This is a genomic window from Catenulispora sp. EB89, from assembly GCF_041261445.1.
GTDB lineage: Bacteria > Actinomycetota > Actinomycetes > Streptomycetales > Catenulisporaceae > Catenulispora.
On the sequence record NZ_JBGCCU010000002.1, the window covers coordinates 488,775 to 508,884 of the forward strand.

The 20,110-nt window shown below is 71.4% G+C and carries 23 protein-coding genes; 11 read left to right on the top strand and 12 right to left on the bottom strand.

All coding sequences use genetic code 11. The features are described 5' to 3' along the window. Positions 1–6: 6 nt before the first annotated feature. The 4 genes from ABH920_RS05665 to egtD are packed head-to-tail and all read left to right on the top strand — an operon-like array spanning position 7 to position 4,149. Complete coding sequence (locus ABH920_RS05665; RefSeq protein ID WP_370347506.1) at positions 7–1,098, top strand: glutamate-cysteine ligase family protein; 1,092 nt, start codon at positions 7–9, stop codon at positions 1,096–1,098. After that, positions 1,095–2,435, top strand: coding sequence for an ergothioneine biosynthesis protein EgtB (gene egtB / locus ABH920_RS05670; protein WP_370347508.1), 1,341 nt, complete (start codon positions 1,095–1,097; stop codon positions 2,433–2,435). The genes ABH920_RS05665 and egtB overlap by 4 nt, the downstream gene beginning before the upstream one ends. Next, positions 2,435–3,181, top strand: a complete 747-nt coding sequence (gene egtC, locus ABH920_RS05675; RefSeq protein ID WP_370347510.1) for an ergothioneine biosynthesis protein EgtC — start codon at positions 2,435–2,437, stop codon at positions 3,179–3,181. The genes egtB and egtC overlap by 1 nt, the downstream gene beginning before the upstream one ends. Then, a complete protein-coding gene (gene egtD, locus ABH920_RS05680; protein ID WP_370347512.1) occupies positions 3,178–4,149 on the top strand; it encodes an L-histidine N(alpha)-methyltransferase in 972 nt (323 codons plus the stop codon). The genes egtC and egtD overlap by 4 nt, the downstream gene beginning before the upstream one ends. 139 nt (positions 4,150–4,288) lie before the next feature. On the opposite strand, the gene ABH920_RS05685 is transcribed toward egtD, so the two are convergent. The 4 genes from ABH920_RS05685 to ABH920_RS05700 all read right to left on the bottom strand — a co-directional run bounded on the left by ABH920_RS05685 (position 4,289) and on the right by ABH920_RS05700 (position 7,267). Continuing rightward, positions 4,289–4,846 (bottom strand): hypothetical protein, encoded by a 558-nt coding sequence (locus ABH920_RS05685; protein ID WP_370347514.1) that lies wholly within the window; start codon positions 4,844–4,846, stop codon positions 4,289–4,291. A 95-nt stretch (positions 4,847–4,941) separates the two neighbouring features. Next, entirely contained in the window at positions 4,942–5,781 is an 840-nt protein-coding gene (gene thiD, locus ABH920_RS05690) for a bifunctional hydroxymethylpyrimidine kinase/phosphomethylpyrimidine kinase (protein WP_370347516.1), read from the bottom strand. A 44-nt stretch (positions 5,782–5,825) separates the two neighbouring features. Next, positions 5,826–6,350: an N-acetyltransferase family protein gene (locus tag ABH920_RS05695; protein WP_370348005.1), complete on the bottom strand. Its 525-nt coding sequence runs from the start codon at positions 6,348–6,350 to the stop codon at positions 5,826–5,828. Between the two features lie 14 nt (positions 6,351–6,364). Next, positions 6,365–7,267 (bottom strand): LysR family transcriptional regulator, encoded by a 903-nt coding sequence (locus tag ABH920_RS05700; protein WP_370347518.1) that lies wholly within the window; start codon positions 7,265–7,267, stop codon positions 6,365–6,367. A gap of 142 nt (positions 7,268–7,409) precedes the next feature. Between ABH920_RS05700 and ABH920_RS05705 the strand changes: the two genes are divergently transcribed. Next, the gene (locus tag ABH920_RS05705) at positions 7,410–7,697 is read left to right on the top strand and encodes a YciI family protein (RefSeq protein ID WP_370347520.1); all 288 of its coding nucleotides are present in this window, start codon (positions 7,410–7,412) and stop codon (positions 7,695–7,697) included. Positions 7,698–7,733: 36 nt separating this feature from the next. Here ABH920_RS05705 and ABH920_RS05710 read toward each other — a convergent pair whose 3' ends face one another. Then, positions 7,734–8,021 (bottom strand): Dabb family protein, encoded by a 288-nt coding sequence (locus tag ABH920_RS05710; protein ID WP_370347522.1) that lies wholly within the window; start codon positions 8,019–8,021, stop codon positions 7,734–7,736. Positions 8,022–8,128: 107 nt separating this feature from the next. Between ABH920_RS05710 and ABH920_RS05715 the strand changes: the two genes are divergently transcribed. After that, entirely contained in the window at positions 8,129–9,532 is a 1,404-nt protein-coding gene (locus ABH920_RS05715) for an MFS transporter (RefSeq protein ID WP_370347524.1), read from the top strand. Positions 9,533–9,663: 131 nt separating this feature from the next. On the opposite strand, the gene ABH920_RS05720 is transcribed toward ABH920_RS05715, so the two are convergent. Then, complete coding sequence (locus tag ABH920_RS05720; protein WP_370347526.1) at positions 9,664–10,683, bottom strand: thiamine-phosphate kinase; 1,020 nt, start codon at positions 10,681–10,683, stop codon at positions 9,664–9,666. 351 nt (positions 10,684–11,034) lie between these two features. Here ABH920_RS05720 and ABH920_RS05725 point away from each other — a divergent pair, with 351 nt between their 5' ends. Together ABH920_RS05725 and ABH920_RS05730 are read left to right on the top strand one after the other, a co-directional pair. After that, positions 11,035–11,274 (top strand): Lrp/AsnC family transcriptional regulator, encoded by a 240-nt coding sequence (locus ABH920_RS05725; RefSeq protein WP_015796587.1) that lies wholly within the window; start codon positions 11,035–11,037, stop codon positions 11,272–11,274. A 25-nt stretch (positions 11,275–11,299) separates the two neighbouring features. Continuing rightward, positions 11,300–11,902, top strand: a complete 603-nt coding sequence (locus ABH920_RS05730) for a DUF3515 domain-containing protein (protein WP_370347528.1) — start codon at positions 11,300–11,302, stop codon at positions 11,900–11,902. A 69-nt stretch (positions 11,903–11,971) separates the two neighbouring features. Here ABH920_RS05730 and ABH920_RS05735 read toward each other — a convergent pair whose 3' ends face one another. Next, positions 11,972–13,144, bottom strand: a complete 1,173-nt coding sequence (locus tag ABH920_RS05735) for a D-alanine--D-alanine ligase family protein (RefSeq protein WP_370347530.1) — start codon at positions 13,142–13,144, stop codon at positions 11,972–11,974. 38 nt (positions 13,145–13,182) lie between these two features. On the opposite strand from ABH920_RS05735, the gene ABH920_RS05740 reads away from it, so the two are divergent. After that, positions 13,183–14,493 (top strand): MFS transporter, encoded by a 1,311-nt coding sequence (locus tag ABH920_RS05740; protein WP_370347532.1) that lies wholly within the window; start codon positions 13,183–13,185, stop codon positions 14,491–14,493. 99 nt (positions 14,494–14,592) lie between these two features. On the opposite strand, the gene ABH920_RS05745 is transcribed toward ABH920_RS05740, so the two are convergent. Together ABH920_RS05745 and ABH920_RS05750 are read right to left on the bottom strand one after the other, a co-directional pair. Beyond that, positions 14,593–15,600, bottom strand: coding sequence for an NAD(P)H-dependent glycerol-3-phosphate dehydrogenase (locus ABH920_RS05745; RefSeq protein ID WP_370347534.1), 1,008 nt, complete (start codon positions 15,598–15,600; stop codon positions 14,593–14,595). Next, on the bottom strand, positions 15,597–16,433 hold the full coding sequence (locus tag ABH920_RS05750; RefSeq protein WP_370347536.1) for a lysophospholipid acyltransferase family protein: 837 nt from the start codon (positions 16,431–16,433) through the stop codon (positions 15,597–15,599). Before ABH920_RS05750 ends, ABH920_RS05745 begins: the two co-directional genes overlap by 4 nt. A gap of 74 nt (positions 16,434–16,507) precedes the next feature. On the opposite strand from ABH920_RS05750, the gene cofC reads away from it, so the two are divergent. Together cofC and ABH920_RS05760 are read left to right on the top strand one after the other, a co-directional pair. Further along, entirely contained in the window at positions 16,508–17,245 is a 738-nt protein-coding gene (gene cofC, locus ABH920_RS05755; protein WP_370347538.1) for a 2-phospho-L-lactate guanylyltransferase, read from the top strand. A 7-nt stretch (positions 17,246–17,252) separates the two neighbouring features. Next, a complete protein-coding gene (locus tag ABH920_RS05760; RefSeq protein ID WP_370347540.1) occupies positions 17,253–17,471 on the top strand; it encodes a hypothetical protein in 219 nt (72 codons plus the stop codon). 770 nt (positions 17,472–18,241) lie between these two features. Here the strand turns inward: ABH920_RS05760 and ABH920_RS05765 are convergent. The 3 genes from ABH920_RS05765 to leuD form a co-directional block, all read right to left on the bottom strand. Beyond that, a complete protein-coding gene (locus ABH920_RS05765; RefSeq protein WP_370347543.1) occupies positions 18,242–18,952 on the bottom strand; it encodes an HU family DNA-binding protein in 711 nt (236 codons plus the stop codon). A 131-nt stretch (positions 18,953–19,083) separates the two neighbouring features. Then, a complete protein-coding gene (locus ABH920_RS05770; protein WP_370347545.1) occupies positions 19,084–19,380 on the bottom strand; it encodes a hypothetical protein in 297 nt (98 codons plus the stop codon). A 110-nt stretch (positions 19,381–19,490) separates the two neighbouring features. Continuing rightward, positions 19,491–20,090: a 3-isopropylmalate dehydratase small subunit gene (gene leuD, locus ABH920_RS05775; RefSeq protein ID WP_370347547.1), complete on the bottom strand. Its 600-nt coding sequence runs from the start codon at positions 20,088–20,090 to the stop codon at positions 19,491–19,493. Positions 20,091–20,110 lie beyond the last annotated feature (20 nt).

Consider the following 20,110-nt stretch of genomic DNA (forward strand, 5'->3'; position numbering starts at 1 on the left):
GAGTGCATGACCCATCTCACGGTGGAAGGTGCCCTGGAGTACATCTCGGGCATCTGTTTCAAGACCGGTCCGCCCAGCCGTGTCGGCGTGGAACTGGAATGGTTCCCCCGGGACGCACGTCGTCCGGAACACCTGCCGGACCGTGATCGCCTCCTGCGTGCCTTCGCGGACGCGGCGGAGCAGCCGCTGTCCGGCTCTCTCACGATGGAACCCGGCGGCCAGTGGGAACTCAGTTCCTCCCCCGCCGACACGGTCCGCGATCTGATCGCCACCACGGACCGTGACCTGACCCTTTTACGGCGATCGGCTGCGGAGGCAGGCTTAGAGCTCGTCGGCATGGGCCGCGAGCACGGCCACCCCCCGAGTCGTGTCATCGACCATCCCCGCTACGTCGCGATGGAGCACTTCTTCGACCGCGACAACGGCTCCGGCCGCGTCATGATGTGCTCGACGGCCTCGATCCAGGTGAACCTGGACGCCGGCACCGAGCACGACGGACCGGAGGGTTTCCGCCGCCGCTGGCGGCTGGCGCACCAGCTCACCCCGGTCCTGACCGCCGTCTTCTGCCGGACCGACCGGCCGGCGGTGTGGGCCGCGATCGACCCCGGGCGCACCGCCGCCCCACCCCTGGAATCCCCCGACCTGCGTCTGGCGTACGCGCAGTACGCGCTGGACGCCAAGCTGATGTGCGTCCAGCGCCCGGACGGCGCGCCGTGGACCGCACCGCCGGGGCTCACCTTCCGGGAGTGGATCAAGACCGGTGCGCTGGAGCCCGGCGAGGACCGCGCCCCCACCCTGGACGACCTCGCCTATCACCTGACCACCCTCTTCCCGCCGGTCCGGCCGCGCGGGCACCTGGAGTTCCGGGTGCTCGACGCGCTGCCCGGCGATCTGTGGCGGGTGCCGACGGCACTCCTCACAGCCCTGTTCCACGACGCCCGGGCGACGGACGACGCCCAGGCCGCCCTCGAACTGACCCCGATCCGGAAAGCCGCCGCGGCCTGCTTCGACGCCGCCCTGTCCGCCCTGGAGCGGATGGACGCGCCCGCCGAGCTCACAGCCGAAGTCGCGCGCTACGCCGAGGAGGACCTCCCATGACAGTGCCCATAGACCACACCAGCTCGGCAGCCGGCACAACCGACCTGACCGAGCGCATAGCCCGCAGCCTGGAGCGCGCCCGCGAGCGCACCCAGGGCCTGACCGGTCCGGTCGACGAACCCGACCTGATCCGCCAGCACTCCCCGTTGATGTCGCCGCTGGTCTGGGACCTGGCGCACATCGGCAACCAGGAGGAGCTGTGGCTGCTGCGCAACCTCGGCGGCCGCGAGCCGATGCACCCCGAGATCGACCCGCTGTACGACGCCTTCGAGCATCCGCGCGCCGAGCGTCCCACTCTCCCGCTGCTGCCTCCGGACGAAGCGCGCCGCTACGTCCACGAGGTCCGCGGCCGGGTGATGGACATGTTGGAACAGCCCCGATGGGGAGACGCGGAGCTCAGCCGCGGCGGATTCGCCTTCGGCATGATCGCGCAGCACGAGCAGCAGCACGACGAGACCATGCTGATCACCCACCAGCTGCGGACCGGCGAACCGGTCCTGCACCGCCCCGCGCCTCCCGCGCCGCCGGCCGACGCGCACGCGCTGCCGACGGAGGTCTTCGTCCCGGGCGGCCCGTTCACCATGGGCACCTCGACCGAGGCCTGGGCCCTGGACAACGAGCGGCCGGCACACGAGGTCGACGTCGCAGGGTTCTGGCTCGACACCACGCCGGTCACCAACGGCGCGTACCTGGAGTTCATCGCCGACGGCGGCTACGACGACCCCCGCTGGTGGTCCGAGGCCGGCTGGGCGCACCGGCGGAAGGCGGACCTGGTCGCCCCGCTGTACTGGACGCGCGAGGGCGAGCAGTGGCTGCGCCGACGGTTCGGCGTCGTCGAGCCGGTGCCGGCGCAGGAGCCGGTCGTCCACGTCACCTACTACGAGGCCGAGGCCTACGCGGCGTGGAAGGGCCGGCGCCTGCCGACCGAGGCCGAATGGGAGAAGGCCGCGCGGTACGACCCGGTCAGCGGCCGGTCGCGGCGCTACCCGTGGGGCGACGAGGATCCCCTGCCGCAGCACGCGAATCTCGGCCAGTCCTACCTCCAGCCCTCGGCCGCCGGCTCCTACCCGGACGGCGAGGCGCCGTGCGGGGCCCGGCAGCTGATCGGCGACGTCTGGGAGTGGGTGTCGTCGGACTTCCTGCCCTACCCCGGCTTCGCCGCGTGGCCGTACCGGGAGTACTCGGAGGTCTTCTTCGGCCCGGACTACAAGGTGCTGCGCGGCGGATCGTTCGCCGTCGACCCGGTGGCGTGCCGGGGCACCTTCCGGAACTGGGACTACCCGATCCGGCGGCAGATCTTCTCCGGCTTCCGGACGGCGCGGGACGGGGTGCTCTGATGTGCCGACATCTGGCCTACCTGGGGCCGCGAAAATCCTTACGCGAGTTACTGATCGACCCGCCGCACTCCCTGTACCGGCAGAGCTGGGAGCCGGCCCGGCAGACGCACGGCGTGGTGAACGCCGACGGCTTCGGCGTCGGCTGGTTCGCCGACGGGGATCCGGTTCCGGCGCGGTACCGGCAGGCCGGCCCGATCTGGGCCGATCCTTCGTTCCCTGATATCGCCCGGGTGACTCGCAGCGGCGCGGTGCTGGCAGCCGTCCGCGACGCCACGACCGGCTCGGCCACCGGCACCGAGGCCGCCGCGCCGTATCAGGGCGGAGGCTGGCTGTTCAGCCACAACGGATCGATCGGCGGCTACCCGGGCTCGGTGGCGAAACTCGCCGAGACCGTGCCGGCCGCCGATTTGTTGGCCCTGGAATCACGGACGGACTCGGCGTTCGTCTGGGCCCTGATCCAGGCCCGGGTCCGCGAGGGCGCCGCGATGCCGGAGGCGGTCGCCTCGGTGGTCGCCGACGTCGCCGCGGTCGCCGAGGCCCGGCTGAACCTTTTGCTGACGAACGCCACCACGATCGTCGCCTCGGTCTTCGGCGACACCCTCAGCGCCCGGACCGGTGACGGCTTCACGGTCGTCGCCTCGGAACCGGACGACGACTCGCCCGGGTGGGCCGACGTCGGCGAGGGAGTCCACACGTGGAGCGCGGAAGGCTGGAAGGGATCTCAGGAAAGGTCAGTGGGACGATGAGCGGTATAGAGATCGAGCGGCACCTGCCGGAGGACTTCTTCGCGGCCGCGCTGCGGGACGACGTTCTCAAAGGCCTGACGGACGAGCCGAAATGGCTGCCGCCCAAGTGGTTCTACGACGCGCGGGGCAGCGAGCTCTTCGAGGAGATCACGCGGCTGCCGGAGTACTACCCGACGCGCGCCGAGCGGGAGATCCTGGCCGCCCGCGCGGCCGAGATCGCCGACGTGACGCGCGCCGAGACGCTGGCGGAGCTCGGTTCGGGCTCGTCGACGAAGACGACGCTGCTGTTGGACGCCCTGCGCGACATCGGCACGCTGCGCCGCTACGACCCGATCGACGTCAGCGAGGCCGCGCTGCTGGCGTCCGGCGAGCAACTGCAAGAACGCTACCCGGACCTGACGATCCACGCGGTCGTCACCGACTTCGAGGAACGCCTGGCGATCCCGGAGTCGGTGGGCCCGCGGCTGGTGGTCTTCCTCGGCGGCACGATCGGCAACCTGCTGCCGGAGGAGCGCTCGGTGTTCTTGGCACGGGTGCGCGCCGGGCTCCGGACCGGCGAGTGGCTGCTTCTCGGCACCGACTTGGTGAAGGACCCCGAGACGCTGGTCGCGGCCTACGACGACGCGGCCGGGGTGACAGCGGAGTTCAACAAGAACGTGCTGTCCGTCGTGGACCGCGAACTGGACGCCGACTTCGATCCGGACGACTTCGACCACGTCGCGCTCTGGGACGCCAACGCGGAGTGGATCGAGATGCGGCTGCGGGCCCGGCGGGACCTGTCGGTCCGGCTCAAGGAGCTGGATCTGGGGGTGTCGTTCGAGCGCGGCGAGGAACTGCGGACGGAGATCTCGGCGAAGTTCCGGCGCGAGGGTGTGGCGCGGGAGCTCGGCGCGGCCGGGTTCGCGGTGCGGCGGTGGTGGACCGATGAGGCCGGGCGGTTCGGGCTTTCGCTGGCCGAAGCGGTCTGAGGTCTGAGGCCGGCTGAGGCTGGCTGCGGCTGTATGAGCTCTGATGCTGTTCGAGCTCTAAGGCTGGCCGAGGTCTGATGGCCTCCGGGGAACGAGATGCGGATCCCGTTCCCCGGACGGCCACGGCGAGGGCCACGGCTCAGTGCAGGTGGACCAGCCGCTCCCAGCCGGCCCTGTCCAGCGTCTCCGTGTAATAGAAGTTGGGTGCGGTCCAGTGCCCGTCGGGCAGACCGTTGAGACCGCCGGACTCGTCGTAGGCCTTGATGATCTGGATCGACTTGGTGAGGCAGTTGTTCACCATGAGGTTGTAGTCCTTGCCGTTGATCCGGTTGACCACGCCGTTGGCGTCGCGCTGGTCGGCGGCCAGCGTGTCCTTGCAGCGGTAGCTGAAGTAGCCCTCGGCGTCGTTGCGGTTTCGGAAGTCCTTCACCATCTGCTGGAACGAGCCGTGCTTGCGCCAGCCGTGGTGCGGGTCCACGGTCGCGCCGTAGTCCCACTGGCCGTGGTCCTGGGACCAGCGGTAGGCCCAGCCGATGTGCCCTAAGTGCACCGGTGCCTTCGGCGCGTCGAACAGACACACCCGGCCGTCCAGGTAGCTGCGCGGCTTCGCGGGCTGCGCCGATGCCGCAGGGGCGGTGAGGGCTGTCGCGGACGCGGCTGCCAGCGCCGCGACGGCGTACTTCATCGTCTTTCGCAAGGTGGTCCTCCATCTCCGGGGAGGCCGCCGCGATCCGGCGGCCTCTTGGGATATCGGCCTTGTCGATCAAGGACTGAAGGACGCGCGGCCCGGCGCTACCGCCAGCGCCAGCCGTGGTCCACCGGCCCGATGCCGGCGCCGAGCGGGAAGCCGGCCGCGATGCCGCCGGTGACGTACTCCTTGGCGGCGCGCACCGCCGCCGGGACGTCGTCGCCGAGGGCCAGGCGGGAGGCGATGGCGCTGGCGAGCGTGCAGCCGGTGCCGTGGGTGTGGCGGTTGTCGTGGCGCGGGGCGCGCAGCCAGTGCTCCGCGCCGTCCGGGCCGACCAGGAGGTCCACCGATTCCGGGTGGTCGCTCAGGTGTCCGCCCTTGACCAGCACCCAGCGCGGGCCGAGGTCGGCCAGGGCGCGCGCGGCGGCCACCATCCCGGACTCGGCCACCACGTCCAGGCCGGTGATCAGGCGGACCTCGTCGAGGTTCGGGGTGACGACCGTGGCGCGCGGCAGCAGTTCGCCGCGCAGGGCGTCGAGCGCGTCCGGGGCCAGGAGCGGGTCGCCGTGCTTGGACACGCTCACCGGGTCGACGACCACCGGGACCGCCGGGTCCAGCGTGCCGATCAGCCGGGCGACGGTCGAGGTCAGCTCCGGCGAGGCCAGCATCCCGGTCTTCACCGCGTCCACGCCGATGTCGTCCACGACGGAGCGGAACTGCCGCTCCACCGCCTCGATCGGCAGCGCCCAGAAGTCCTGGACGCCGACCGAGTTCTGCGCGGTGACGGCGGTGAGGACGGACATGCCGTGCACACCGTGCGCCAGCATCGTCTTCAGGTCGGCCTGGATGCCCGCGCCGCCGCCGGAGTCGCTGCCGGCGATGGTGAGGACGCGGGGCGGGGCGCTGGAAGCGGAACCTGCGGGGGCATCGGGGGCTGCGGACATGGTGATCAGCATACGAGCCGCGGCGGTGAGCTCCCCGGGCACGGTCAGGCGCGGAAGTCGAGCATGTAGAAGACCTTGTCGTAGCGCCGCTCGCCGACCGCGACGAACCCCGGGAGGCGGCCGTACTCGCGGAAACCGAGCGTGCGGTACAGATGCAGCGCGTTCTCGTTGTCGCCGCGGGCGTCGAGGGTCAGGACCTCGACGCCGGCCTCGCGCGCGCTGTCCACCAGCGCGGCGGTGAGCAGGCGGCCGACTCCCATGCCCTGCGCGTCGGAGGCGATGGCGAGCTTTTCCAGATCCGCGTTCGGACGGTGCGTGGGCCGCTCGTAGCGCAGCCAGTAGCCGAGGCCCAGCAAGCGGTCGCCGGAGTACGCCAGCCGCAGCGCGCCGTCGCCGGCCCGCGAGGCGGCGCTCACCTTCGCCAGGAGCGCGGCGATCTCAGGCTTCGACGGCGGATCGACCCAGCCGAGGGCGGCGCCGCCGGCGACCAGGTCGCCGAGGATGGCCTGCGCGGCATCGACCAAGTCCGTATCGGCCGCGCTATCAGCGGCTGCGGCGCCATCGCGGATTTCTACCGAATTGTTCACGCCATCGCCCAAGCCGCCGGGCTGAACTTCTGCGTCAGCTCCACCAAAGCCTTCAACGGCGCCGCCGCCGGCCCGATCCCGTCCCGCCACCGCGCCTCGATGGTCAGCGGCGCCAGGCCCTGCTTCAGATCCAGCATCACCAGGTCCCCGGACTCCAGTTCCGCCGCGACCGAGAACCTGGGCAGCAGTGCGGCACCGCGGCCGTTCACCGTCAGCCGGCGCAGCGCGTTCAGCGAGCCGGTGATCATCGCGATCTTCAGCGACGGGCCGAGGTCGCGTCCGCTCTCGTCGAAGAGCTGCCGGTAGATGCAGCCGATCTCGGTCACCATGAACTCGGTGGCGCGGACGTCGTCCAGGGTCAGCGGGTGCACGCTCGCCAGCGGGTGCGAGGGCGCCGTCACCAGGACCACGCGGTCGGTGCCGACCACCGCGGTCGGGCCGTCGTAGGCCGGGCCGCTGTCCAGCGTGAACACCGCGTCCAGGCGGCCCTCCTGCAGCTCCTCCATCAGCCGGGTGCGGCTGGTGACGGTGACCGTCACATCCGCGGTCTCGGGCCCGGCGGCCCCGTGGTCGAAGGCGGTCAGCATCTCCGGCAGCCACTCGTCGGCCAGCGACTGCAACGCCCCGATGCGCAGCAGCGGACGCTTCCCGGAGACGGTGCGCCGCATCTCGCCGTCCAGGTCCAGCATCCGGCGCGCGTACGGCAGCAGGCGCTGCCCGGCCTCGGTCGGGACGGTGCCGATGCTCGTCCGGTTCAGGACCGGGGTGCCGAGGTCCCGCTCCAGGGTCCGCAACTGGTCGCTGACGCTGCTCTGCGCGTAGCCGAGCTGCTCGGCGGCCGCGGAGATGCCGCCGGCGTCCACGACCGCGAGGAACGCGCGCAACTGTCGGGTGTCCATGCCACCATCCTGCCATCGGCTTCTCCGATAGGGGCGGTCCGCAGGGTACGGTGCGTGCGAGGCCCGGGGCCGCGCGCCGGATCCCCCGGAGCCTTTGAACAGAACGCCGTCGCTGGACTGAAACTTCCATTCCCAAGGAGACATGGTGGCTCGCTTCGCCGTCGAATACGTCTACACCGCGGACACCGCCAAGCGGGACGAGATCCGCCCCGCGCACCGCGCTTTCCTGGCGGAGGCCCAGGGCCGCGGGGAACTGCTGGTGTCCGGGCCGTGGGCCAACAACACCGGCGCGCTGCTGGTCTTCGAGGTCGAGGACGAGGCGGCGCTGAAGGCGCTGCTGGAGCACGACCCGTTCGCCGAGGCCGACCTGGTCAGCCGGGTGCGGATCAACGAGTTCAACCCGGTGCTGGGGAGCTGGCTGGCCGGCTGAGGGAGCAGCCGGCCGGCGACCGGCCGGATCGACCGGTCAGATGCGGAACAGGATCCGCTCGCGCTGAGCGCGGATCGGGTCCAGGTACCGCGACCGCACCTCATGGTGTCCCGGGTCCGCGACCCAGGCCCGGTAGGCCTCCTCGTCGTCGAAGTCGGCGATCACCGCGGCGTCCATCGCGTCGTCCGTCAGCCGGGCGTCGCGGTGGAACTCGAAGTGGCGCCGCCGCTCGAACGGCAGGTCTCCGAGCGCCTTGCCGAAGGCCTCGATCTGTTCGTCGGTCGCTTCGGGCGTGAATTTGATGAGCAATATGCTTCTGATCACGCTCCGATCCTCGCGCAGACTCCGCTGATCCCGCCATCGGAGTCCCCGATGGCCCGATCGGAAAGTCGGCCTGTCGGCGACAGCGGGGCGGGCCCGATCCTCGGGTCATGGCACTGACCGACGAAGCCGCACCGCAGACCACCGATCCCGCCTCTGCTCCCCCAGCTGCTCCCAGCCCTGCTCCCGCCGCAGCTCCCACCGCCCGGACCAAGGCCGCGTTCGCCGGCATCGTGGCCGGCAACTTCATGGTCCTGATCGACGCGACCATCCTGAACGTCGCACTCCCCGACCTGAAGGCGAACCTGCACGCCTCGGCCTCGGCGCTGCCCTGGACCGTGGACGCCTACACCGTCGTGTTCGCCGGGCTGATGCTGGCCTCCGGCGCGATCGCCGACCGGTTCGGCGCCCGCCGCGTGTACCAGAGCGCGGTCGCGCTGTTCGGTCTGATTTCGCTGCTGTCCGCGGCGGCGCCGAACGTCGGCGGCCTGATCGCCGGCCGCGCACTGCTCGGCGCCGCGGCGGCCGGCATGGTCCCGGCCTCCCTGGCGCTGCTCGCCGGCCTCTACCCCGACGCCAGGGAGCGGATGAAGGCGGTCGGCGCGTGGGCCGCGCTGTCCGGAATCGGACTGGCGGTCGGGCCGGTCCTCGGCGGCGCGCTGGTCGCGGCCGGCGGCTGGCGCCTGGTCTTCATCGTGAACCCGCCGCTGGCGCTGGTCTCGTGGTTCCTGGTGCGCGGCCTGTCCGCGAACCGTTCCGGGCAGCGCAAGAAGTTCGACGTCCCCGGCCTGGTCCTGTTCACCGTCGCGCTCAGCGCCCTGACCTACGGCCTGGTCGACGCCGGCACCGAGGGCTGGGGCACACCGTCCGCGCTGGCCGCGCTGGCGGTCGCGGTCCTGGCGACGGTCGCGGTGGCGCTCGTCGAGCGCCGGGCCGAGGCGCCGGTGCTGCCCCCGGAGCTGCTGCGCCTGGGCCGGGTCCGTACCAACCTGGTGACCGCGGTCGCCGCGAACTACATCTTCTACGGCCTGCTGTACTCGGTCACACTGTGGCTGGAGGAGACGCGGCACATGAGCCCGGCCATGACCGGCGTCGCATTCCTGCCGATGATGGTGCCGCTGTGCTTCCTGCCCTTCGCGACCAGCCGACTGGCGCACCGGTTCGGCGCCCGCCCGATGGTGCTGGCGGCGATGGCGGTGGACGTCGCGGTCGGCGCGGTCCTGTACACGGTCGGCCCGCACACCTCGCTGGCCGTGGTGACCGTCGCGCAGGTCCTGATGGCCGTCGCCACCACGATGACCATCCCCTCGATCACCGCCGACATGGCCGTGGCCACCCCGCGGGCGCTCGCCGCGACCGGCCAGGGCGCCCTGAACGCGGCCCGCCAGACCGGCAGCGCGCTGGGGGTGGCGATCCTCGGCACGCTGTCCGGGATGCACGCCGCCGGGATCGCGATGGCCGTCGGGGCGCTGGTCACGCTGGTGCTGACCGGGCTGACGCGGCGCGGTGCCTGATCCGGATGCCGGGTGCCCGAGGCACGCGGCGCGGTGCCTGATCCGGATGCCAGGTGCCCGAGGCCGGATATCGAGGCGCGGTTCGTTCGGCGGGCGGCGCCGGTCCCACGGGGGGATCGGCGCCGTTCCCGTTACGCCGAATGGCCGAAGTGGCTGAAGCCGCCGGGGCCCTCCCACGGCTTGCCGTCCACGGTCACGGCCGCGGCGCCTTCATGAACGGTTCCGATCGGACGCCAGCCCTCAGGAACCTCGGCGGCGAAGGTCGCGACCAGCGCGTGGTCCTCGCCGCCGGTCAGGATCTGGTCCAGGCGCGGGCCCGGGGTGGCGACCAGCAGAGTGCTGTCGACGTCGACCGCGACCCCGCTGGCCACGGCGAGATGCTTCAGGTCGGCCAGCAGGCCGTCGCTCACGTCCAGCATCGCCGTGGCACCGGCCCGCGCCGCTTGCGGACCGGCCGCGTACGGCGGACTCGGACGGCGGTGCGCGGCAAGATAGTCAGCGGACTGCGGAGGCGCCTCGATCCCGGACCCCGCCTCGATCCCGGATCCCGCCCCGGTCCCGCCACCGGCCGCTTGCGCCGCGCCATCACCCGCCGCACCGTGCGAATCCTGCCCGGACAGCAGCAATTCCAGCCCCGCCGCCGACCACCCGAGCCGTCCGGCCACCGCCACCGTGTCCCCCGGCCGCGCGCCGGAGCGCAGCACCGGGGCCCGGCCCTCCAGCGTGCCGAGCACCGTCACCGAGATGGTGATCAGGTCCCCGCGCACCATGTCGCCGCCGGCCACGATCGCCCCGAGCGGGGCGCACTCGCCGGCCACGCCCTCGGCGAACTCCTCGACCCAGGCCACCGGCAGGTCGCCGGGCAGCACCATGGACAGCAGCAGCGAAGTCGGGACGCCGCCCATCGCGGCGATGTCGCTGAAGTTCTGGGCCGCGGCCTTGTGTCCGACGTCACGAGGGCCGGACCAGTCGCGCCGGAAGTGCCGGCCCTCCAGCAGCACGTCGGTGCTGATCGCCAGGCGGCCGTCGGGCGCGGCGAGCACCGCGGCGTCGTCACCGGACGGCACCAGGGTCTCGGGGCTGGTCAGGGGCAGGCGCGCCTGGACGCGGGCGATGAGCCCGAACTCGCCGACGTCGTCGATGGTCTCCACGCCGGTACCTTAGAGCGTGCGCGGGTTGGTGGCCGGGCGAAAAATCGCCGGAGCTCCGAGCCTGACCGCACCGGTCCCTTGCCGCGCTGCGCTTGCAAGCCGCCCGCCCACGACCAACACCGGGTCGAGGGCGGCCATCCGGCACGCCCAGACTCGTTCCCGACGAGTTTTCCGTGCGCTGCGGCGGCGTTGCCGCCTCGCCAGGCCGGCCACCAACCCGCGCACGCTCTCAACCCGCCCCGGCCCGGCACTACTCGTTCGGGTGAACCGTGGCGGTCCGCCCAACGGGCATGGACTCCCGGAATGGGGGAACCGCAGGCTAAGGTGGCGTTTCCGACAGTAGGAGGACACGTGGTTCAAGCGTACATCCTGGTCCAGACCGAGGTGGGGAAGGCGGGCGCCGTGGCGCAGGCGATCGCCGAACTCGAGAGCGGCATCACCACCGCCGAAGACGTGACCGGGCCCTACGACGTCATCGTTCGCGCCGAGGCCGCGACCATGGACGAGCTCGGCCGGCTGGTGATCGCCAAGATCCAGGTCATCGAAGGCATCACGCGCACACTGACCTGCCCCATCGTGCACTTCGAGTGATGTGGTAGACCAATCTTCCGTGTCGGTGACTGCGGGAGATTCCAAGAATCCATACTCGGGGAACAGGTGGATACCGGCCGCGGCTGTAGCGACAGCCGCGGTTTTGGCGTGCGTGGGGGCGGTGTGGGGCTATCACGTCGGCCAGACCGGCGCCGTCGGCGTCGCCCTTCCGGAGACCTCCGATCCGACCGTCCTCACCGCCTGCGCCAACCTCGTCAAGGCCCTGCCATCGGAGCTGGAGGGCAAGCACCGGCGCGGCGCGGTCGGCACCGCCGACCACGTCCGGCAGCGCGCCGCGGTCTGGGGCTCCCCGACCACCGTGCTGCGCTGCGGCGTCGCGGAACCGGCCGCGATCGTGGTCGGCGGCCCGGACTACACCCCGCTGTCCAACCAGTACGCGAGCATGGGTGACGACACCTCGCAGGTCAACTGGCTGATCGAGGACAACGGCACGGACAGCGTCACCTACACCACCACCGACCGCGCCGTGTACGTCGAGGTCACAGTCCCCTACGACGGCGCCGCCCAGAAGCAGGACGCCTCGAACGCGCTGGTGGACCTGGCCCCGCTGATCGTGAAGACCGTGCCGACCAAGGCCGGGCAGTTCGTCAGCGACCAGATCCAGTAACCGCCCGGCGGGTTCAGCGCGATCAGCAGGTTCAGCGCGATCAGCGCGAGATCAGCAGGTTCAGCGCGCTCAGCGCAGCCCGGCCGGACGCCGCAGCGCCGTGTCGATCAGCCGCGCGATCAGCTCCGGGTACGACAGCCCGGCCGCCTGCCACATCTGCGGGAACATCGACGTCGGCGTGAACCCCGGCATGGTGTTGATCTCGTTGACGATGAACCGCCCCGGGCCGCCGTCGGCCGACTCCTGGTAGAAGAAGTCGACCCGGGCCAGCCCCTCGCAGCCCAGCGTCTCGAAGACGCCGACGGCCTGCTCCCGGATGTCCGCGATCTCCTCGTCGCTCAGCCGCGCCGGGATGTCCACCTCGGTGCTGCCGTCGAGGTACTTGGCCTCGAAGTCGTAGAACGCGTGCGGCCCGGTGACCCGCAGCTCGGCCGGCATCGAGGCCTCGGCCGGGGCCAGCGGGTCGACCGCCTCCAGCACCCCGCACTCGATCTCGCGGCCCGCGATCGCGGCCTCCACCAGCACCTTGGGGTCGTGCCGCCGGGCGGTGTCGACGGCCTGGTCCAGATCCTCGGGCCGGTCGACCTTGGTGATGCCCATCGAGGAGCCGGCGCGGGCCGGCTTGACGAACACCGGGTATCCGAGCTCTTCCACGGCCAGCCGCACCGCGGACCGGCCCTCCTCGGTGGCCCAGTCCCGGGGCCGCACGACCTCGTACGGGCCGACCTCGAACCCGGCCTGGGCCAGCAGCCGCTTCATGAACTCCTTGTCCATGGAGACCGCGGAGGCCAGCACGCCGGAGCCGACGTAGGGGATGCCGGCCAGCTCCAGCAGGCCCTGCAGCGTGCCGTCCTCGCCGTAGGGGCCGTGCAGCAGCGGCAGCACCACGTCCACCTCGCCGAGCGACTTCGGCACCGCGCCGGGCTCGTGCACGGTCAGCTCGCGCGCGGTCGGGTCCCCGGCCATGGTGACCAGGTTCGCGCGCTCGGCCGAGGCGGGCTGCCCGATCTCCGGCAGCCGGCCGTCGGTGATGGCCAGGTTCAGGCCGCCGCCGTCCGGCAGGTCGGCCAGCACCCAGCGGCCGTCGGCGGCGATGCCGATCGGCAGGATCTCGTAGCGCTGCGGGTCCGGCCCGTTGCGCAGGGCGTCCAGCACGGAACCGGCGGTGACGCAGGAGATGGCGTGCTCACTGGAGCGCCCGCCGAACACGACGGCCACCCGGATCCGCTTCTGATCGCTCATAGGACTGACCCTACCGAAGTCGGAGTAGGGTCCGGTGCATGATCAAGCGGGGTGGGAATCCGGCGGGTTACGACGATTCGGCTCGTCACGAAGCCCCGCAACGCATCCCCGGCTGGTTGACCCGGGCGCTCCCGGACACCGGACCGCAGCGCGCGCTGGTGATGTCGAGCTTCGTGAACCGGGTCGGCACCGGCATGTTCCTGGCCACTTCGGCGCTGTATTTCACGGTGATCGTGGGCATCCCGGCGCGCCAGGTCGGCACCGGCCTGAGCCTGGCCGGACTGGCCGCGCTGCTGGGCTCGGTGCCCGCCGGGACGCTCGCCGACCGGGTCGGGCCGCGCACCGTCCAGCTGGTGACGCTCGCGGTGCAGACGGTCACGATGGCGCTGTTCGTGGTCGTGCATTCGTGGTGGGCGTTCACCGTGGTGGCGGCCTTCGACTACGTCGCCGACGCGGCGAACAACGCGGCGCGCGGGGCGATGATAGGCCGCGTCGGGGGCGAGCGCCCGGCGCTGTTCCGGGCGAAGCTACGGACGTTCGTGAGCGTCGCGGTGGTGGCCGGGACGCTGCTCGCGGCGGTGGCGATCCAGATCGGGACGCGCGGGGCCTACGTCACGGTGATCCTGGTGAACGCGGTGTCGTATGTGGTCTGCGCACTGTTGCTGTTGCGTGTCCCGGACTTCGCACCGCTGCCGCGTCCCGAGGGCGCGCGCCGGTTCGCAGCGCTGGCGGACCGGCCGTACGCGACGTTCGCCGTTCTCAATGGTCTGATCAACCTGCAGGCGGTGGTGGTGACGCTGCTGATCCCGCTGTGGATAGCGTCGCGGACGCACATCCCGCACTGGGCCGCCGCCGCGGTGTTCGGACTGAACTTCGTGCTGGGGACGGCGCTGATGCAGCCGGTCGGGCGCCGCATCGAGACGACGGAGCAGGGCGGGAAGGCGTTGCGCGTCGCGGGCGTCGCGATCGCCGCGGGGTGCGCGGTGCTGGCCGGCAGCGGTTCGGGACCGCGGTGGTCCGAGACGCTGGTGTTGTTCGCGGGGGCGGCGGTGTTGTGCGCGGCCGGGGTGTGGGTGACCGCCGCCGGGTTTTCGTTGAGCTTCGGTCTGGCCCCGGCTCATGCGCAGGGCCAGTACCAGGGACTCACGCTGCTGGGGCTCGACGCCGCCGGCGCGGTGGGCCCGGCGCTGTTGACAGCGTTGGTGCTGGGACTCGGCGGACCGGGGTGGATCGTGCTCGCGGTGGGGTTCGCGGCGGCGGGGTTGGCGGGGCCGGTGGTCACGCGGTGGGCGGAGCGGACCCGGCCCGTGGAGATCGCGGTCGGCGATGCCGCGCCGGAACCTGCCTAGCGCTTAGTGCCAAGCGCCTGGTGGCTTGACGCCTGACGCCTGGTGCCTGGTGGCTTGACGCCTGGTGTGCCTAGGTGCCCTGGTGCCCGGTGCCCATGTCTAGTGCCCGTGGCGCTCCGGCTTCACGGGCCGCGTCATCAGTTCCTTGAGCATCTCCGCCGGCGCCCGGCCGTCGTGCACGATCGCCACCACCGTCTCGGCGATCGGCATCTCCACGCCGTGCCGGTCTGCCAGCTCCAGCACCGCCTCACACGATTTCACGCCCTCGGCGGTCTGCTTCACCTCCGCCTGCGCCTGCTCCAGCGTCAGCCCGCGCCCGAGGTGCACGCCGAAGCTGCGGTTGCGGGACAGCGGCGAGGCGCAGGTGGCCACCAGGTCGCCGAGCCCGGCCAGGCCCGAGAACGTGTAGGGATCGGCGCCCAGCGCCGCGCCGAGCCGCGCGGTCTCGGCCAGCCCGCGGGTGATGATGGTCGCCTTGGTGTTGTCGCCGAAGCCCATGCCGTCGGCGATGCCGACCGCCAGGCCGATGACGTTCTTCACCACGCCGCCGAGTTCCACGCCGGTCACGTCGCTGGCGGTGTAGGTGCGGAAGTAGGGGCCGTTCGTGGCGGCCTGCAGGCGCAGCGCCACGTCCTCGTCGCGGCTGGCCACCACCGAGGCGGCGGGCTGGCGGCGGGCGATCTCCGGGGAGAGGTTGGGGCCGGACAGGACCGCGACGCGCTCGCGGCCGAAGCCGGTCAGCTCGCGGATCACCTCGGTCATGCGCTTGGCGGTGCCGACTTCCAGGCCCTTCATCAGCGACACCAGGACGGTGTCCGGGCCGATGAGGTCCTTCCAGGCGGTGAGGTTCGCGCGCAGCGTCTGGGCCGGGACGCTCAGGTACGCGAACTCCGCGCCGGCCAGCGCCTCGGCGGCGTCGGTGGTGGCGCGGACCTCGTCGGGGAGGCGGACGCCGGGGAAGTACTCGGCGTTCTCGTGGTCGGCGTTGATCGCGGCGATCTGCGCCTCGCGGCGTCCGACCATCACGACCTCGTTGCCGGCGTCGGCCAGGACGATGCTCATCGCCGTGCCCCACATGCCGGTGCCGAAGACGGCACAACGCCTCATGCGCTCTCGACCTGCTTTCCGCTGTCGCCGTTCTCGTGCTCGTGCTTGTTCTCGTGCTTGTTCTCGGGCTCGGTGTCGAGCTCGTTCTCGCCGTTCTCGCCGTTGTCGTCCCCGTTGACCGGCACGTAGCGCACCGCCGGCGGGGCCTCGCCGCGCACCTTCGCCAGCAGCTCGGTGACCGCGTCCATGATGCGGTCGGTCGCCTCGCGCAGCGTCTCCGCGTTCTGCGGGAGGCCGCGCAGGTCGTCCAGGTCCACCGGCGGACCGGCCAGCATGATCATCCTCTTGCGCGGCAGCAGGTGCGGCCTCTTCTCGTGGTACGCCAGGATCTCCTGCGCACCCCACTGTGCCACCGGGACGACCGGACAGCCCGTCGCCAGCGCGATCCGCGCCGCGCCGCTCTTGGCCGCCATCGGCCACAGGCCGGGGTCGCGCGTGATCGTGCCCTCCGGATACAGCGCGACCGCCTGGCCGTCGTTCACCGCGGCGATCGCGTCGCGCAGCGCGTTGGCCGCGTCCGCGCTGTCCCGGTAGACCGGGATCTGCTTCGCCGCGCGCAGCACCCCGCCGACGAACTTGTTCTTGAACACCCCGGACTTGGCCAGGAACCGCGGGACGCGGCCGTTGCCGTAGACGTAGTGGCCGAACGCGAGCGCGTCCACGTGCGAGATGTGATTGGCCGCGATCACCACGCCGCCGGCCTCCGGGATGTTCTCCCCGCCGCGCCAGTCCCGCTTCATCAGCACGCGCAGCAGTGGCACTAACACCACAACGATGAACCTGAAGGCCGCGCCCTGTTTCCTCGGCGGCCGGTAGGGGGTGCTGGAGGGCATCCCCCAAGTGTTCCCGAGTGCGGGGCGTCCGAACAAGTACGCCGGTCGTCGTCCCGGCGTGACAGGATCAAGTCATGCCCCGGTCAGACCTCTCCGAGCTCGGTGCGAGCAGCACCCCGCGCGCCGCGGACGCCACCCCCTGGTGCCTGGTGGTACCGGTGAAACGACTGGGGCAGGCCAAGACCCGCCTGGCCGGCCCGGACATGCCCCCAGCGCTGCGCGAAAGGCTGGCTTTGGCCTTCGCCGCGGACGCGGTGGAAGCGGCCCTTTCGGCGTCCCGGATAGCGCACGCGGTGGTGGTGACCGACGACCCCCGGGCCGCCGAACTCCTCACCGCGATCGGCGCGATGATCGTCCCCGACAAGCCCGACGCGGGATTGAATACCGCATTCTTGTTCGGTGCCGCAGCCGCCCGCCGCGAATTCGGAACCGAAATGGGTATCGCCGCCTGCACAGCGGATCTCCCGGCATTACGCGCCACCGAGTTGGATATCGCACTTGCGCACATTTCTTCGGCCGCGCACAACTCCCCCGCCACCCGCCATTTCATCGCCGACGCCCACGACATCGGCACGACGATGCTCTTCGCACCCCCCGCCACGGAACTGAACCCCCGCTTCGGCGGCCCCTCCCGAGCAGCCCACACCGCCAGCGGCGCCCTGGAACTGCCCCCACTCCCGCCCACCGGCATCAGCTCCCTGCGACGCGACGTCGACACCGCGGCGGACCTCGCCGACGCCCTCCGCCTGGGCGTAGGACCACACACCACCGAGATCTGGAGCGCACGGGACCGAGTCGCCTCGGGTGTATAAACAGTGCGTGACACGCAAAGAGGCCCAAGGCACCGCAAGGGTTTTCGACCCCACGACCCGCACCGGCACCCTCCTGCTCGACGACGGCACGGAGGTCGCCTTCGACACCGCCGCCTTCGACGCCGGCGGCCTCCGCCTGCTCCGCATCGGCCAGCGCGTGAAGATGCGCGTGGAGGACGGCCGGGTCACGGCAGTGACGCTGGTGACGCTGCCCCTGCCGGAGTAGGGCGGGGCGCGGCCTGAGGGCGCCCGAGAGAGCGCCTGAGCCAGCACACCAAGCCGCGCCGGCAACCGGCACAGCCACAGACCGCGCCCCGACCGACCAAGCCGAGCCAGCCGCCGCACAGACCGCCGGGCGGTCTGCGGCACGCCATCGGCTGCGCCTGCGCACACCAAGCAGTTGCAACAACCTCGATCCCACCGCCCGCGCCGCTCGCGACGACCACTCGCTCAAGCAGAGTGGCCGCGTGCTCGCCCAAGCCAGCCACGGCCACCGGCAGCCCGGTCGCCGAGCGCACTAGCCACTCTGTTGAAGGCAAGTGCCCACGCCATCGCCCGCACATCGAGCAGCAGCGACAGCCTCGACCCAAGCATCTCGCCGCCACCGACAGCCCGGTCGCCGAGCACACCAGGCACTCGCTGAAGCAACGGCCCACGCCATCGCCTGCACATCGAGCGGCTACGACGGCCTCGACCCAAGCATCTCGCCGCCGCCGGCAGCCCGGTCGCCGACTCGCTGAAGCAACTACCCGCGCTCGCCCCAGTCAGCCCAGCCATCGGCCTCAGCCCGACCGGCAGCCGCAACCGCCGGAGCACACCAGCCCGCGCGCGACATCCCCATCAGCTCGCAGCCCGCGGGACATCATCATCTGAATCATCTGAGCACTCTGACTCGCCGCCCCCGCGCATGCGACGAGGCGGCGCCCGCCAGGGGCACCGCCTCGTATCAGGCTGCTGGGACAGCGGTCCCGGCCGTCATACCATCACCGCGCGGAGTCAGCGCTTCGCGGCGGTCTTCTTCGCGGGCGCCTTCTTGGCGGTGGTGCGCTTGGCCGGGGCCGCCTTCTTTGCCGGGGCCTTGGCGACCTTCTTCGCGACCGGTCGGGCCGCTGCCTTCTTGGCCGGGGTGGCCTTCTTGGCCGGGGCCTTCTTGGCGGTGGCGGCCTTCTTGGCCGCCGCCTTCACGACGGTCGCCTTCTTGGCGGCGGCCTTCTTGGCCGGGGCCGCCTTCTTTGCCGGGGCCTTCTTGACCGGGGCCGCCTTCTTGGCGGTGGCCTTGACGGCGGTCTTCTTCGCGACGACCTTCTTCGCCGGGGCGGCCTTGGCGGCGGTCGCCTTGGCCGCGGTCTTCTTGGCCGGGGCCGCCTTCTTGGCGGTGGCCTTCACGGTGGTCTTCTTGGCGGCGGCCTTGGCGGCGGCGGGGGCCTTCTTGTCGCCGTTGACCATGTCCTTGAAGCCCTGACCCGCCTTGAACTTCGGCGCGGAGGAGGCCTTGACCTTCACCGCCTCGCCGGTGCGCGGGTTGCGGGCGGTGCGCGCCGGGCGCTTGACCTTCTCGAAGGAGCCGAATCCGGTGATGGAGACCTTGGTCCCCGAGGCCACCGAGGCGATGATCGCGTCCAGGACCGCGTCGACCGCGTCCCCGGCGTCCTTCTTGGACGCAGCGAGCTTGTCGGCGACGGCCTCGATCAGCTGGGCCTTGTTCATGTCTACCTACCCTTGGGGCTGTTGGTACGTCTTGCTCTGATTTCGGCCGTACGTCGCATGCTTGCTCCGTATCAGAACCAATCGCACCGTATGGTGGCGCCAGAGGGCGAATCAAATACCTAGGGGTTAAATCACCCTTGTGTCGCAGTGTTTTTCCCAGAAGGGGTGTCTGCGGGGCCGGAAACGGGGGTGGAAACCGCCCCGGGAGCGAGGATCGCGAGTTCGCTGAAAAACTCTTCCAAACGGTGTGCCGCGACCGTCACGTCATGCCGCGACAAAGCGGTGATGGCGAGCACCCGCTTGGTGAGTTCGGCACGCCGCTGCGCGGGGATGCGCGGATCGCCGAGCGCCTTGTGGACGTCCTTCAGACGCGCCGCGAAGGCCGCATAACGCGAAGGGCGGGGCCGCAGAGGCGCGTCGGGTGACATTCACCCATAGTGCCCCTGGGCCCCGCCCAAGAAGAAACTGATCAAGAGGTGACGTCAGCCGACGCCGCCGACCTTCACGCCGCCGTCGACCTTCACGCCCGCGCCACGCCTCACACCGCCGCCGGCAGCGTCTTCGGCTTGAACCCCGGACGCGTCTCCTCGAACCCGTCGATCGCCTCGGCGTGCCGCAGCGTCAGGCTGATGTCGTCCAGCCCCTCCAGCAGCCGCCAGCGCGTGTAGTCGTCCACCTCGAAGCTGAACACGTGCCCCTCGACCCGCACCTCGCGGGCCTCGAGGTCGACCGTCACCTCCAGCTCCGGGTTCTCCTCCACCAGCTTCCACAGGAGCTCGATGTCCTCCTGCTTCAGCACGGCGGTCAGCAGCCCGTCCTTGGCCGAGTTGCCGCGGAAGATGTCGGCGAACCGCGCCGAGAGCACCACCTTGAACCCGTAGTCCTTCAGCGCCCACACCGCGTGCTCGCGCGAGGAGCCGGTGCCGAAGTCGGGTCCGGCGACCAGCACCGTCACGTCCTGGTACTGCGCCTGGTTCAGGATGAACTCCGGGTCCGCGCGCCAGGCCGCGAACAGCCCGTCCTCGAATCCGGTACGCGTGATGCGCTTGAGGTACACCGCCGGGATGATCTGGTCGGTGTCGACGTTGGAGCGGCGCAGCGGCAGCGCGCGCCCGGTGTGCGTCGTGAACTTCTCCATGACTGTCCTCGCTCCTAAAA

What these genes read in the sequence shown, in the direction of transcription:
- ABH920_RS05665 (WP_370347506.1), top strand. Translation starts at nt 7, where the DNA reads ATGACCCATCTCACGGTGGAAGGTGCCCTGGAGTACATCTCGGGCATC.
- egtB (WP_370347508.1), top strand. Translation starts at nt 1,095, where the DNA reads ATGACAGTGCCCATAGACCACACCAGCTCGGCAGCCGGCACAACCGAC.
- egtC (WP_370347510.1), top strand. Translation starts at nt 2,435, where the DNA reads ATGTGCCGACATCTGGCCTACCTGGGGCCGCGAAAATCCTTACGCGAG.
- egtD (WP_370347512.1), top strand. Translation starts at nt 3,178, where the DNA reads ATGAGCGGTATAGAGATCGAGCGGCACCTGCCGGAGGACTTCTTCGCG.
- thiD (WP_370347516.1), bottom strand. Translation starts at nt 5,781, where the DNA reads ATGTCCGCAGCCCCCGATGCCCCCGCAGGTTCCGCTTCCAGCGCCCCG.
- ABH920_RS05700 (WP_370347518.1), bottom strand. Translation starts at nt 7,267, where the DNA reads ATGGACACCCGACAGTTGCGCGCGTTCCTCGCGGTCGTGGACGCCGGC.
- ABH920_RS05705 (WP_370347520.1), top strand. Translation starts at nt 7,410, where the DNA reads ATGGTGGCTCGCTTCGCCGTCGAATACGTCTACACCGCGGACACCGCC.
- ABH920_RS05715 (WP_370347524.1), top strand. Translation starts at nt 8,129, where the DNA reads ATGGCACTGACCGACGAAGCCGCACCGCAGACCACCGATCCCGCCTCT.
- ABH920_RS05735 (WP_370347530.1), bottom strand. Translation starts at nt 13,144, where the DNA reads ATGAGCGATCAGAAGCGGATCCGGGTGGCCGTCGTGTTCGGCGGGCGC.
- ABH920_RS05740 (WP_370347532.1), top strand. Translation starts at nt 13,183, where the DNA reads ATGATCAAGCGGGGTGGGAATCCGGCGGGTTACGACGATTCGGCTCGT.
- ABH920_RS05745 (WP_370347534.1), bottom strand. Translation starts at nt 15,600, where the DNA reads ATGAGGCGTTGTGCCGTCTTCGGCACCGGCATGTGGGGCACGGCGATG.
- ABH920_RS05750 (WP_370347536.1), bottom strand. Translation starts at nt 16,433, where the DNA reads ATGCCCTCCAGCACCCCCTACCGGCCGCCGAGGAAACAGGGCGCGGCC.
- cofC (WP_370347538.1), top strand. Translation starts at nt 16,508, where the DNA reads ATGCCCCGGTCAGACCTCTCCGAGCTCGGTGCGAGCAGCACCCCGCGC.
- ABH920_RS05765 (WP_370347543.1), bottom strand. Translation starts at nt 18,952, where the DNA reads ATGAACAAGGCCCAGCTGATCGAGGCCGTCGCCGACAAGCTCGCTGCG.
- ABH920_RS05770 (WP_370347545.1), bottom strand. Translation starts at nt 19,380, where the DNA reads ATGTCACCCGACGCGCCTCTGCGGCCCCGCCCTTCGCGTTATGCGGCC.
- leuD (WP_370347547.1), bottom strand. Translation starts at nt 20,090, where the DNA reads ATGGAGAAGTTCACGACGCACACCGGGCGCGCGCTGCCGCTGCGCCGC.